We start from the raw sequence: 12,714 nt of genomic DNA, 5'->3' as shown, positions 1-12,714 counted from the left end.
GAATAATAACAGACTAATTTATACAAGAGATAAGATAAATTTACTAGGAATTATTAGGACTTGCACTACCGCACTGCTAGATACTACCGCACGAATCGACAATTAGATCCAATGCTAAAACGCGCTGCTTCTTTTGAGAATTCTTGAGCTTCCTTAGGCCATGAAGCTGAATAACCTTATACTCATTTGCCACAAGTCGACTGAACTCTGCCTTGAATTCAAAAGGCCCACTCATTTGCTTAGAGTAAACGAGTTTACCATCACTGAAGTGAGTTACTTTTCCGGGAAGACACTTATCGTCACAATAATTACTGTCGACATTTCTAATATCACTAAATAAAAGACGATTTTGCATCAGGAAGTTATCAAGAATATTTTTTGTGCGTAAATGATTTGCCGCAACAAGGTTTTTAGAAATTTTCTTATAAAGAGTTCCCTCAACTTTTTTTCCTGTCGCTAATGGAAGAATCAAAGTCTCTTGTCCTTTAAACGGAACATCGATAGCAAGACTAAATGTTTCTTTATTAAAAATTGCATTATAAGTGAAACGCTCTTGCTTCTTACCAAAGTTAAGACGACCCCTTCCCTTAAACTCTTTACACAGTCCGCTGCTTAACAATTTATGTGCAGTGACTTTATCTGTAGAAGCTTTTGTACTCGTTGAAGTTTTCTTAGGTGTTGCACATGAAATTAACGTGAAGCAGGCAAGCGCGCAGAGTCCAGCTTTTCGATATAATTGAGAATTTCTTCGCGTTCTTTTACTTTTGTACAATTTTTCAATGCCTCGACATAATAGTGACGGGCCCTTTCAGGCTTATTAAGTGAAGTATATATGAGCCCTAAATGCTTTGCAATGACAACATCATCACTAACAAGAGCAAAGGCTTTCTTTATTTCACGATATGCTTTTTTGTAATCACCAGTCTTATAATAGTACCAACCCAGTGAGTCTCTAATGTAGCCATCTTTAGGATTCAATTGAACCGCTCTTTTAATATAAGTGTAGGCCTTGTCCATATGAACGCCCTGTTCTAAGTAAGTGTAGCCTAAGAAATTTAAAGCATGAGAATTATTTGGATCTCTTTTAAGAATATCGAGCATAATCTTTTCTGCTTTAACAAATGACTTATTCTTTTCGTAGAGTGAAGCTAAGTAGTAAGCGTGTCCATCAGTATAGTTATCGTGCTCAACATGAGATTCCATTAGTGCAATTGCTTGTCCAAGATCTCTTTTCGTCTCATAATATCCAGCCAAAATAACTTCTAATTCAAATCTTAACTCTTTAGATGTTTTAGATCTCTCTTTTACAAAATCCACAAAGCGCTTTTCTTGCTTTGAGTCTTTTTGTGCATAAGCATTTAAAATATTTGCAATTTGAATATTTGACTCGTGGTAAAGAGAGCTATCTTCTTTAATTCGTGAGTAGTAAGTAACCGCTAGATCTCCATCTTCACTTTTTTGATATAAGCTTGCTAAGTAATAAAGCACTTTATCTGAGTCTGGAATGACGTCGAGAATTTCTTTAAAGACACTTTTTGCATCTTCGATTCGATTGGTTTCAGTATAAATAACACCAAGTCTAACTTTTAAATTTAAGTTTTCTGGATCAAGTGCAAGTAGCTTTTCTAAATATGGTACGACTTCATCGTATTCGCCATCAGCAAATAGTAAGTTTACATACTTCCCAAGTGCTGTGTAATTACTTGGATCGTATTTTAAAAACTTGCGATATAAAATTTTTGCTGCATCGTATTTCCCCTCTTGCTCCAAAACAACACCAAGCAGAATTGTACTTTGCTGATTGGTTGGATCAAGTTTTAGAGAGATATTAAAATACTTCTTTGCTAATTTATATTTCGACTTTTCAAAGTAGATCTTTCCTTTATGAAAAGCATATTCACTACGATTTGAGCGATCCTTTTGAGAACAATAACTAAGTGTCCCAATGGCCTTTTTTACTTTCTTATCATCAACGTATGCTTTCGATAAATATATACAAGCTTCACTTAAAAGTGGTCGTGTTTTATAGACAAGATTACGATACAATTTAATTGCTGTTTTGTTCTCACCTAGTGCACCATAGACACCGGCAAGTAAAAGACGTGCCTTTGCTTTTACATCTTCATCTGCATGTTCAATTAAGTAGTTTAACTCTTTCTTTCCTTCTTCTAGTTGACTTGATTTGATAAGTTCAACTGCATACTTACGACGAAGATAAATATCATTTGGCTTTAATTCTACGACATATTTTAGAATCAATGATGCAGATGCTGCATCACCAGCAAGGGAGGCGTCAGAAGCCTTAAGAAAGAGATCACTGGCCACATAATTAATTGATTCTTCGCCTCTTTCTTTAGCATCAGCTACTACTTCCGCTAGAGAATTCTCAACGAATTCACGTGCGCGCTTTGCTTCTTCAAAATTAGATATTTTAATCTCTGCGGCCTTGTTAATAAGCTGAGTTTCCGTCATCTTATCGGTATGTGTCGCACAGCTCACTAATGCTGCAAGCGGTAGAAGAAGTATTGATTTTTTAAAGAAAAATTTGAACATTAAACAATCCTTGGCCTTTATGCCTTGGTACCTCTTCGACCTAAATAGATATTTCTTAAAAAGAATTCTCAGTAAAATGACCCCCGGCAGAAATAACAGGCCACAAAAGCTTAGTTGCACTAAGTCACCGAAATTAGGGGAATTAAACGGATTCTCTTGTAATTTAGATAAAATTAAGATCGCAATTGCTTGACAGTTACTGTCATTGATTGTTACTTCTCTGATGCAATTTTCAAAACGCTGAGCAATAGACACGGTGGGAATCAATAAATATCGCTTAAGGCCAAAGCTTGAAGCAAAAAAAGATGAACCACTAAGTACTTAATTTTATTAATTTTTGTTGAGAAATGAAATTAATACAAAGAGCTTAACTATTACGAGGCAACGTGTTAATTATTAACTAGTTTTAACTCAGGAGATCTCATTAATCTTTTGAGCTATATTCGTTAAAACCAATAGGGGTAGTAGAATGAATGATGTAAGAATTATTAAAAGGTACCAAAACAGAAAACTTTATGACACTCATCAAAGTTGCTACGTGACTCTTGAAGAGATCGCTCAAATCATCAGAGAAGGTCACGAGATTCAAGTAATTGATAACAAAACAAAGAATGACATTACTTACATGACTCAAATCCAACTTCTTTTTGATCAAGAGAAAAAATCAACTAAGCCAGGTGACGTTGAACTTCTTAAGAGAGTTATCCGTGGTGAAGAAGGTACATTCACTGGTTATATTAGAGGACTAGAAGGAATTGAAGCTCCAGTAGTTGAAGAAGCTCCAGCTCAGTCTTTCAACTCTTTCAACAGTGCAGCAAACCTAAACTCTTCTGTTGAAACTACGACTACTTTAAACTAATATAGGGCAGTTATTACTGCATATATATTTAGTTTAGAGGGTGAAATGATTTTAAAAATTTCAAAATCTATATTAAGGCCTGCAGTTATTCTAGCAGGCCTTTTTATTTTTAGTGCTCAGGCACAAACTGTTAAGCAATTAACATCAAAGAATTCAGCCAAAAAGAATGAGGATGCGGTCGCTGCAGCTCAACTTTTAAGCGGTCAAGAATTGCACATCCATTCTCTTGGAATTGGAATTGGGCAAACTTTATTAATGAGTGATTTTAAAGACAACGGTGAAGATAAGATCACGGCCGAACTCTTTTATAATTACAAGGCTTCGTACTCTTTTGACTTTTATGCCAACCTTCACTTCTCAAAACATGAACTAGAAGAGAAAGGTACGTATTCAAAAATCTCGGGACTTGTTCTTGGTGCTAAAGGAAAACTTTTTCACTATGATGCCTTTCAACCATTTGTTGGTGGTGGACTTGGCTTCTTCCGTCCTCAATTAAAAACTGTAAACTATAAATCAAAAGGTAAGACAGTATTCGGTTATCAAGCCGTTGCTGGAGCTGACTTCGATCTAAATCGCAAGATTTCAGTTGGTGGAATGTTCATTTACAACAATCCTTTTGATGTCGAACAAGAAAGCACTGCAGACGTAGAAGGTTATTATTTTAAAATGCTTCTTACTGCATTCTATAAATTCTAATGAAGTTTAAAGACTTATATATAGTCACAGGTAAGGGAGGTGTCGGAAAAACCCTCACTTCCCTTGCCTTGACCAAGTCTCTAACTGAACTCGATCAAAATAAGAACGTCTATTTTTTTTCGTTTGAACAAAATGCTGATAAGGATCTTATCAATAAGTTAAATGTTAATACCGTTGAGTTAACGCATATTAGTTCAGTTCAAGAGTATATTGCGAGAAAACTAAACTCCAAAACAATTGCAAAGTGGATTGTATCAACATCTTTTTTTAATGCATTATTTGATATGGTTCCAAGTTTTGGGCAACTCATCTTCTTAGGGCATATTATTGATCTTGCTCGAGATGATCGCAATATCGTCGTCGTTGATGCACCGGCATCAGGTCATCTTCTTTCGACAATACATTCACCAAAAGTCTTTAAAGATATTTTTAAAATCGGTCCCATTGCAAATGATATCGATAAAATGCATAACTTTCTAACAAATGATGAACATACTCAATGTGTGGTTGTTAGCATTCCGACAGAGCTTGCCATTGAAGAAGGCCAAGAACTAGAGCGAGAACTAAAAGAGAAATATAATCTCTCGACAATTGAGATCCTAAATTGTGATCTCTCACTAAATGACTTTCCAGAGGATGATACGCCAGATTTTATCAGGGCAAAAATCCAAGACCAAGAAAGCCTAAAAGAGAAATTTAAGGTTAACCCTCACCTAAGTTTCCCTCAAATTGTCGTACCGACACAAAAAGAACAAGTCGAGGAATTAACAAGAATTATTACAAAGAAAGTTGATATTTTTAAATCAAAGTAGGAATCGTGGAAAGCTATAGAGAAGTCGAAATATTTTGTGGAACAGGTGGCGTTGGAAAAACAACGATTTCAACTTCACGTGCCTTCTTTCTGGCTTCTCAAAAAAAGAATGTTCTTTTAATAACGATTGATCCGGCCAAAAGACTGCGTCAATTACTTAGCTTAAAAGATGCATCAGAAGTGATTAAGTTCACTGATAAAGAAATCAGCTTTGATGTTTTATTACTTGATCCTAAAACATCATTTGAAAAGATTCTCGGGAAGAAAGTTGATAATAAAATACTAGAAAACTTAACAAGTAGTCGCGGTGGCCTAAATGAAATTCTTGCAGTCCTAGAGATTCAAAATCAACTTGAAACTAAAAAATATGACTCTATCGTCGTCGACACTGCGCCAGGAAAGAACTTCTTAGACTTTTTGAATTCATCAAATAAGATTAATAAATTCTTTAATAAAACATTTGCTGATGCATTCATGTACATTACTAATAAGAATAAGCCTGGACGCTTCTTCAACCGCATTATTACCGCTGGGATTGAGAAGTTTCTTAATTATTTAGAAAGTGTTACCGGCAAGGGCTTTATTAATGACTTTCTTGAGGCCATCACAATTCTCTATGAGAATCGAGATAAGTTTATTGAAGGTATTAAAGTTGAAAAAGTTCTCAATAGTGCCCAGCGATCGAGGTGGTATCTCGTTACTTCTGCTGAGCATATGAAAGAGGTTGAAACTCAACAGATTCTTGACTCAATTCAGGCCCAAATGACCACAGAACGTTACCTAATAATTAACAAATCATGGTATAACAACCTCGCATCTTGGGAACCCAAGACAGAAAAAATGAAAGAGTTTAAAGATATAATAATCAAACAAGAAGAAATAAAAACTTCGATCTCAAAGAAATCACAGATTGAAGCAATTACATTTCCAGACCTCTCAACGTTTGATCCTATCAAGCAGTTAGAAGAGTTAGAAGAACACTGGAAGTAAATGGAGATTTAATTATGATGAAAGGTGCTAAAGCAAACGTTGTCGAAGCAATTGGGAATACACCAATTGTAAAACTTAATCATATCGGTAAGGACCTTAATTGCGAAATTTACGTAAAATTAGAATATATGAACCCAGGTGGTTCAACTAAGGATCGTATCGGTGCATACATGCTTGATCGTGCAGTAGAAGAAGGTGATCTAAAGCCAGGCGGAACGATCATCGAAGGTACTTCTGGGAATACAGGGGTTGGTCTTGCGATGTGGGCAGCAGTTCACGGATACAAATGTATTTTCGTACTTGCTGATAAGCAATCAAAAGAAAAGATCGATAACCTTAGAGCATTTGGAGCAAAAGTTGTTGTTTGTCCAACAAACGTAGAGCCAGAAGATCCTCGTTCTTACTACTCTGTTTCAAAGAAACTTTCTGAAACAATTCCAAATTCATTTTACGTAAATCAATACGATAATCTACATAATAGAAATACACACTACACTTGGACGGCTCCAGAAATGTATGAGCAAACTCAAGGTGACTTTGATGTATTTATGGCCGCAGTTGGAACTGGTGGGACGATCAGTGGTTGTGGACGTTACTTCAAAGAAAAAATGGATAAAGTTGAAATTATCGGTGTTGACTGTGTTGGTTCAATCATCGCTGGTTACCACAAGACTGGAGAAATGGGACAAGCTCACTCATATGTTTTAGAAGGTGTTGGCGAGGACTTCATTCCAGAGAATTATGACTTTGACTTAATTGATGACTTTGAAGTTGTTAATGATAAAGAGTCTTTCCTAATGACGAGAAAACTTCTTAAAGAAGAAGGTATTTATGCTGGTGGATCAGCAGGTGCCGTTATTGAAGGTGCTCTAAAATATGCGAAGAAACAAACTACTAAGAAAAAGATTCTTATTCTTCTTCACGATTCAGGAAACCGTTACGCTTCAAAAATCTATAATGATGATTGGATGAGTGATGGTGGATACTTAGATTCATCATTCAATGTTCAAATTTCAGAGGTATTAAATACTCTTGGTAAGGATGGAAATATTATTACTGTTGAAGATACAACGACTATTGGACAGGCCATTACTCTAATGGAAGAGAAGAATATTTCTCAAGTTCCAGTTGTTAGTAAAAATGGTGACATTCTTGGTCTTTGTACAGAGAAGAGTCTAATTAAGCCAGTTATCATGGGTGAGTTCCAAAAAGATGATAATATTTCATTAGCTATCTCTAACAACTACAGAGTTGTGGATTGTAATGAACTTCTTGAAACAGTTGCTGATGCACTACTTAAGAAGGAAGTTGCCATTATCACTAAAGATGGAAAAGTTTCTGATCTATTATCAGAAATTGATGTTCTTCAGTATATGTCAGAAAAAGGTTCTAACTAAGGATCAAGGCTTGAAGAAAAGCACTCTTAAAAAAGCAGCAAAAGCCTCGGTATGTATCCATGCCGGGGCTCACCCCGACAAAGAAACAGGCGCAGTTATACCGCCAATTCATCAAACAACAACATATGCTCAAACAAGCCCAGGTATTCACCAAGGCTACGAGTATTCACGTTGTCATAATCCAACAAGGACGCGATTAGAAGAATCACTTACGGCACTAGAGAACGCAAAATATGCACTGGCAACGTCAAGCGGTGTTTCAATTGAAATGCTAATAATGCATGCTCTGCCAGCTGGATCAACGATTCTTTGTGGTGATGATGTATATGGTGGAACTTATCGTCTCTTTACGACCGTTTTTAATTCCATTCATAAGTTTATCTTTGTCGATACAACTGATCCTAAAAAAGTTGAAGAGGCACTAAAAGAACATAAGCCTAAATTAATGTGGGTAGAAACACCAACGAACCCACTTTTAAAAATTTCTGATATTAAGAAAGTTTCAGAACTTGCGAAAAAATATAAGACTTTAACTGTTGTTGATAACACATTTATGAGTCCTTATTTTCAAAACCCATTAGATCTTGGTGCTGACATTGTGATGCACTCAATGACTAAATATATCAATGGTCACTCTGATGTTGTTGGTGGAGCCTGTATGCTCAACAACAAAGCACTTTACGAGAAACTTTGGACACTTCAAAAATCTCTTGGACCAACACAATCACCATTTGACTCTTGGTTAGTACTTAGAGGTATCAAGACTCTTGCTATTAGAATGGAAGCTCATGCAAAGAATGCAATGAAAATAGCAAAGTATCTCGAGTCGCATCCAAAAGTAGATAAAGTTCTCTACCCAGGCCTTAAGAGTCACCCTCAACATAAAATTGCAAAAAAACAAATGAGTGGCTTTGGAGGGATGATTACATTTTTCCTAAAAGGTGACATTAGAAAGTCTAAGAAGTTTTTACAAAACGTCGACATGTTCTCTTTAGCTGAAAGCCTTGGTGGTGTTGAGAGCTTAATTGAACACCCGGCCATCATGACTCATGCTTCTGTTCCCAAGAATGTTCGTGAAAGTATCGGCCTAACAGATAACCTAATAAGGCTATCTGTAGGTATTGAAGATGCTAATGATTTAATTTCAGATTTAGAAAGAGCATTTAAGACAATCTAGAAAGTTCCAGGGCCTGCATTTTCATCAATTTCAAGGCCATCAGAGCTTGTGTCTGAAGACTCTTCAACTTCAGTCTCTGCTGCTTTGTCTTGCGTTGTCTCAACTTTTGTTTCTTCTTCTGCTTTGAACTCTGCTCTAGCTTTTTTTATATCTTCAGGTATTCTCGCAATTGGCTTACGAATCATTAATGAATCATAATTACCATTGCGATTAAAAATATTATTTTCTTTCAAGTATGCGTTTAGTACTAAGCTTGCACAAAAAACTCTTCCGTGTGGATCATTAAGATTATTCTTTGCACCTTCTGCAAAGATAAGCCCATCATCTTCGATAATTTTACGTATTGTCTTATACTCATCACAGAAGTCATTTGAAGTTTTATGACACTCTCCGGCCTTACGATAAACATCGATTGACGTCGTCGTTGATTTTATATGAACTGGATCTCGACAAATATCAATCACCCACGATCGATTGTGATACTTATATTCGTTATGGGCCACTTCGACTTCACATTCTTTTTTAGAAATAGTCAGGGTTTTATTTAAAAGTCCAAATGGTGATGACTTATGAGAGACAGAAACATCAAAGGAAGACTGAAAACATTCAGTCCCTGTAAATGCTATTACTGAATTAATTGTTAAAAATAGAATACTAAATTTTAGAAATTGCATTTTTATCTACCTCTATCATTAGAATTGTTTGATCATTTGGTAAGAAGTCATTCTCATTATAGCCCTTTTTTGTTTGAAATGTTAATTCACTAATGAATTCAACAGGAGCCGCCCAATTCTTTTTAACAAATGTTAAATACTCTTCTCCATCAATTTTATCTTCAATATTCTTAAAAAAGCCAGGAGATAGTAATAACAGGCCTTCACCTTTATTTAACTGAACTTCTTGCGTTGATGTATTATAGTTCGATGGGAACGCGCTACCATTTCTCGCTAATACAACACCAGCTTTATTTAATAATTCATGATCACCAATATTAAGCACCTCAGCACTTAAGTCTGAAAGCTTAATTCTAGCAATTAAAATGGAAGCATCTCCATATTCACTAAAGTCATCTTTCTTACTTTCTAAGTTTGAGATGACTTTAGTCATATCAATATTAGACTCTAGCTTCCAAGTTTCGATTAGTGATAAGAAGTTTCCGATAAGCATATATGATGATGCATGTAATGAAACAATCCATACTTCGCCACCAATTTTAAAGAAGTCAAAAAACTCGCCACCATTTGATGTACCAGCACAAAAGCGTGAAGTAATTCCTACTCCTCTTAGCTTTTCACTTCTAAAAGGCGCCATATTACGATGCATTTCTTTAATATTTTCGACTTGGCCAACAAGTCCTTCCATAACAGAATTCATCTTGAATAATAATTGCTTTTGAGTTTCTAACGCTCTTAGCCCTTCTATCGCATTTTTTATATTGAGATAGTTTTCTTCTACAGACTTGTCTGCAAAAAATATTCCAAGACACATCTCATTATCTAATAATGAACGATCAAGATCATCCCCTTCATTATAGATAATAATAAAATGGTCCTTGCTTTCGACATTCTTAAATGACTTTGTAAACACCACTTGACTTGCATCAAGTTCACGGTCAATTGAAGATTGTCCCTCTTGAGATTGTGGTAAATTTAATAATTCTAATAGATTATTTAGCTTATCGACGGCAATTTTATCGATATCTGAATCAATAATTCGAACGTGCATAACTCTTCCTAAGTATTCAAAATTATATAGGTATGGCACTAAATTTTGGCACCTTAAGAAAGTATTCTAGCACAATAAGCGACTAATATCATACTAATGCCCCGATTAAATTAAAGATTCCTTAAGAATAACCCGAAGAATTATTAGAATATGGGTATAACCTGACTATAACACTAGGTCTTGATAAATGAAGAAGAGCAAAATCGTAAATTTGGGTGAACGCAGAAAAAAAGCGAGTACTCGTAAGAGTGCTGACAAAAAAACGACATCACCTAAAGCCAACACAAAGAACAAGGTTTCAAACTCTGTACAGACAGATCCTACTGCCGTATTAGAAGCAGAAAACAAGGCCTTAAAACTAGAACAGAAAAAGATCTGTGAGATGGCCGCTCGAACAATCCTTCACGCACTAGACTGCAAAGATCATTATACATATGGACATAGTACTCGCGTTGCTTATTTCAGCCTCACTTTAGGAAGAGAAATTGGACTAAATGAAGAAGAATTATATGACCTAGAACTATCTGCTCTATTTCATGATATTGGTAAAATTGGAGTTCCTGACTCCGTTCTTAATAAACCATCAAGACTTACTGAAGATGAATTCCTTCAAATGAAGAGTCATCCTGAGAAATCTTATGAAATCCTACAAGGCTTTACTCATTTTGAAAAAGTTGCAAAGTTTGCAAAATACCATCATGAGAGATGGGATGGACGTGGTTATCCGGAAGGACTAAAAGGCGAAGAGATTCCTCTTTTCTCTAGAATTATTCTTATTGCTGATACATTTGATGCTATGACTTCAACAAGAGTTTACCGTAAGGGACTTGATTATGAAGTTGCTTATGAAGAACTCGATGAGTTCTCTGGATCACAATTTGACCCAGAGCTAGCACAAGCATTTATTCGCGCAATGAAAAAAGAAGAAGCTAAGCAAGAGAAAACTTTTACTCTTACTATCATAGATGGCCTCTTCAAAAAAGATGCTGCTTAATCTCTAATCACACTTTGGTGTTTCAGCAACAGTATTAATATTATACTCCTGTAAAGTTCTACAATCGTATTCCGTTGCTAAAATCTTCGATGTTGCACATTCCGTTGGCTTGCCTTCTTGTCTAAACCAAGCTTGGTTTGCCTTACAGCTCATATATGCTTCACGATCAACACATGCCCAGTGTTTTCCTTTACAATTATAAACAAGTCCACGACCAAAGTTTTCATAATTAGGTGGAGCACTATACTTAACCTTATCCTTTGTGGCCGTTTTGTTTTCTTCAAGCTTATCGACGATTTTTCCTAAAGCAGAATCAAGAGACTCTTTTTGATCTTCATCTTCATTGGAATCACTTGCTTCACCCATCATAGTAGAATCCATATCACTAGTCTCAGGCAAAGGCGCCACAATAAGTGGATCAGAAGATGGCTCCTGCGTTTTCTCACCTAACTCCTGATTCGTTGTAGTTGCTTGATCTTCAACTTGTGGTTCATTCATTGAATCAACATTACCATCAGAGCTTTCAGTATCAGACTTTGTTTCTTGAGTAACGTTTTGATTTGTCACTTCATCTGAAGGTTTCGCCTGAGGTTCATCACTTGGCCCAGCAGGTTGACTATCACCTTGTGGTTGCTCATCTTTAGCTTCTACAACTGGCTTAGTTTCCTCTTTAGTATTTTCAGGCTTCTTTTCGTCAGCTTTTTGAACTGTTTTTTCTTGTGCCTTATCTTGCGTTTTCTTTGGTTTAGCTTTTCGTGGCTTTCTTGCTTTTCTTTTTACTGGGGCCACCTCTGGAACTTCTTCTTCAGAAGAATCACTAAGTAAGAAGGTATCAACGGCCATAGCGACTACAGCGACAATTAAGATGATCTTAATGAGTTTGCTTTTCTTCTCTTTTTTCTCATCCTTTTCATCTTCATCATCATCGTCATCGTCGTCTTCATCTTCCTCGTCACCATCTTCATCGTCATCTTCGTCATCAGACTTTTTCTTCTTCATTAGCTTTGCTAAGAATGGCAACTGCTTTTCTAGAAAGCTCTTTTCTTTATCGTCATCTTCTTCATCTTCTTCGTCTTCTTCATCATCATCTTCTTCATCATCATCGTCTTCGTCTTCGTCTTCATCATCGTCAGATTTTTTCTTATTTAATAACTTTGCAAGAAAAGGTAATTGTTTCTCTAAGAAGCTCTCTTCTTCCTCTTCCTCATCTTCATCTTCATCCTCATCATCATCGTATTCTTCGTCATCTGATTCATCATTATCAATAGCGTCTTCAGCTTCGACTTCATCATCAAATTCTGAAATATCTTCATCGGTTGGAATCCCTTGTATCTCAGGTCCTCCTGGTATCTTTATATCAGTAGACGTGGCGTCGTCTAAATCGACTGATTCATCTTCTTCATCAAGTTCATCTTCAGACTCTTCAGAATACTCATCAAGTAACTCTTCATCATCTTCTGACTTCTTGAGCTTTCCTTTCATCTTGTCGAAAAAACCTTTCTTGGCCACGTA

12 protein-coding genes are annotated in these 12,714 nt (G+C 36.0%); 7 read left to right on the top strand and 5 right to left on the bottom strand.

Annotated elements, in window-relative coordinates:
• Positions 1-76 precede the first annotated feature (76 nt).
• Positions 77-772: a hypothetical protein gene (locus ACN5L8_RS09610; protein ID WP_133296868.1), complete on the bottom strand. Its 696-nt coding sequence runs from the start codon at positions 770-772 to the stop codon at positions 77-79.
• The gene (locus ACN5L8_RS09605) at positions 691-2,553 is read right to left on the bottom strand and encodes a tetratricopeptide repeat protein (protein ID WP_114705670.1); all 1,863 of its coding nucleotides are present in this window, start codon (positions 2,551-2,553) and stop codon (positions 691-693) included. Before ACN5L8_RS09605 ends, ACN5L8_RS09610 begins: the two co-directional genes overlap by 82 nt.
• Positions 2,554-3,022: 469 nt before the next feature.
• Here ACN5L8_RS09605 and ACN5L8_RS09600 point away from each other — a divergent pair, with 469 nt between their 5' ends.
• The 6 genes from ACN5L8_RS09600 to ACN5L8_RS09575 are packed head-to-tail and all read left to right on the top strand — an operon-like array spanning position 3,023 to position 8,483.
• Positions 3,023-3,412, top strand: a complete 390-nt coding sequence (locus ACN5L8_RS09600) for a polyhydroxyalkanoate synthesis regulator DNA-binding domain-containing protein (RefSeq protein WP_114705671.1) — start codon at positions 3,023-3,025, stop codon at positions 3,410-3,412.
• Between the two features lie 45 nt (positions 3,413-3,457).
• Positions 3,458-4,108, top strand: coding sequence for an outer membrane protein (locus ACN5L8_RS09595; RefSeq protein WP_120405434.1), 651 nt, complete (start codon positions 3,458-3,460; stop codon positions 4,106-4,108).
• On the top strand, positions 4,108-4,920 hold the full coding sequence (locus tag ACN5L8_RS09590; protein ID WP_114705673.1) for an ArsA-related P-loop ATPase: 813 nt from the start codon (positions 4,108-4,110) through the stop codon (positions 4,918-4,920). The genes ACN5L8_RS09595 and ACN5L8_RS09590 overlap by 1 nt, the downstream gene beginning before the upstream one ends.
• Positions 4,921-4,925: 5 nt before the next feature.
• Positions 4,926-5,909: an ArsA family ATPase gene (locus ACN5L8_RS09585; protein ID WP_162929692.1), complete on the top strand. Its 984-nt coding sequence runs from the start codon at positions 4,926-4,928 to the stop codon at positions 5,907-5,909.
• A 14-nt stretch (positions 5,910-5,923) separates the two neighbouring features.
• Complete coding sequence (locus ACN5L8_RS09580) at positions 5,924-7,306, top strand: pyridoxal-phosphate dependent enzyme (RefSeq protein WP_114705675.1); 1,383 nt, start codon at positions 5,924-5,926, stop codon at positions 7,304-7,306.
• Between the two features lie 10 nt (positions 7,307-7,316).
• Positions 7,317-8,483 carry a trans-sulfuration enzyme family protein gene (locus ACN5L8_RS09575; RefSeq protein WP_419172904.1) on the top strand — a complete coding sequence of 389 codons (1,167 nt, stop codon included), beginning with the start codon at positions 7,317-7,319 and terminating at the stop codon, positions 8,481-8,483.
• Here ACN5L8_RS09575 and ACN5L8_RS09570 read toward each other — a convergent pair.
• Together ACN5L8_RS09570 and ACN5L8_RS09565 are read right to left on the bottom strand one after the other, a co-directional pair.
• Complete coding sequence (locus tag ACN5L8_RS09570; protein ID WP_120405439.1) at positions 8,480-9,157, bottom strand: hypothetical protein; 678 nt, start codon at positions 9,155-9,157, stop codon at positions 8,480-8,482. The two genes, ACN5L8_RS09575 and ACN5L8_RS09570, sit on opposite strands and share 4 nt — an antisense overlap.
• Positions 9,138-10,208 (bottom strand): hypothetical protein, encoded by a 1,071-nt coding sequence (locus ACN5L8_RS09565; protein WP_120405440.1) that lies wholly within the window; start codon positions 10,206-10,208, stop codon positions 9,138-9,140. Before ACN5L8_RS09565 ends, ACN5L8_RS09570 begins: the two co-directional genes overlap by 20 nt.
• A gap of 187 nt (positions 10,209-10,395) precedes the next feature.
• Between ACN5L8_RS09565 and ACN5L8_RS09560 the strand changes: the two genes are divergently transcribed.
• Positions 10,396-11,202 (top strand): HD-GYP domain-containing protein, encoded by an 807-nt coding sequence (locus tag ACN5L8_RS09560; protein WP_114705679.1) that lies wholly within the window; start codon positions 10,396-10,398, stop codon positions 11,200-11,202.
• A gap of 3 nt (positions 11,203-11,205) precedes the next feature.
• On the opposite strand, the gene ACN5L8_RS09555 is transcribed toward ACN5L8_RS09560, so the two are convergent.
• On the bottom strand, positions 11,206-12,711 hold the full coding sequence (locus tag ACN5L8_RS09555) for a hypothetical protein (protein ID WP_419172903.1): 1,506 nt from the start codon (positions 12,709-12,711) through the stop codon (positions 11,206-11,208).
• Positions 12,712-12,714: the final 3 nt, after the last annotated feature.

It is taken from the genome of Halobacteriovorax sp. (genome assembly GCF_048381875.1).
GTDB lineage: Bacteria > Bdellovibrionota > Bacteriovoracia > Bacteriovoracales > Bacteriovoracaceae > Halobacteriovorax_A > Halobacteriovorax_A vibrionivorans.
Note: the sequence above shows the minus strand (reverse complement) of the source record. Positions and strands in the feature narration are given on the sequence as shown.

What these genes read in the sequence shown, in the direction of transcription:
- ACN5L8_RS09605 (WP_114705670.1), bottom strand. Translation starts at nt 2,553, where the DNA reads ATGTTCAAATTTTTCTTTAAAAAATCAATACTTCTTCTACCGCTTGCA.
- ACN5L8_RS09600 (WP_114705671.1), top strand. Translation starts at nt 3,023, where the DNA reads ATGAATGATGTAAGAATTATTAAAAGGTACCAAAACAGAAAACTTTAT.
- ACN5L8_RS09595 (WP_120405434.1), top strand. Translation starts at nt 3,458, where the DNA reads ATGATTTTAAAAATTTCAAAATCTATATTAAGGCCTGCAGTTATTCTA.
- ACN5L8_RS09590 (WP_114705673.1), top strand. Translation starts at nt 4,108, where the DNA reads ATGAAGTTTAAAGACTTATATATAGTCACAGGTAAGGGAGGTGTCGGA.
- ACN5L8_RS09580 (WP_114705675.1), top strand. Translation starts at nt 5,924, where the DNA reads ATGATGAAAGGTGCTAAAGCAAACGTTGTCGAAGCAATTGGGAATACA.
- ACN5L8_RS09570 (WP_120405439.1), bottom strand. Translation starts at nt 9,157, where the DNA reads ATGCAATTTCTAAAATTTAGTATTCTATTTTTAACAATTAATTCAGTA.
- ACN5L8_RS09565 (WP_120405440.1), bottom strand. Translation starts at nt 10,208, where the DNA reads ATGCACGTTCGAATTATTGATTCAGATATCGATAAAATTGCCGTCGAT.
- ACN5L8_RS09560 (WP_114705679.1), top strand. Translation starts at nt 10,396, where the DNA reads ATGAAGAAGAGCAAAATCGTAAATTTGGGTGAACGCAGAAAAAAAGCG.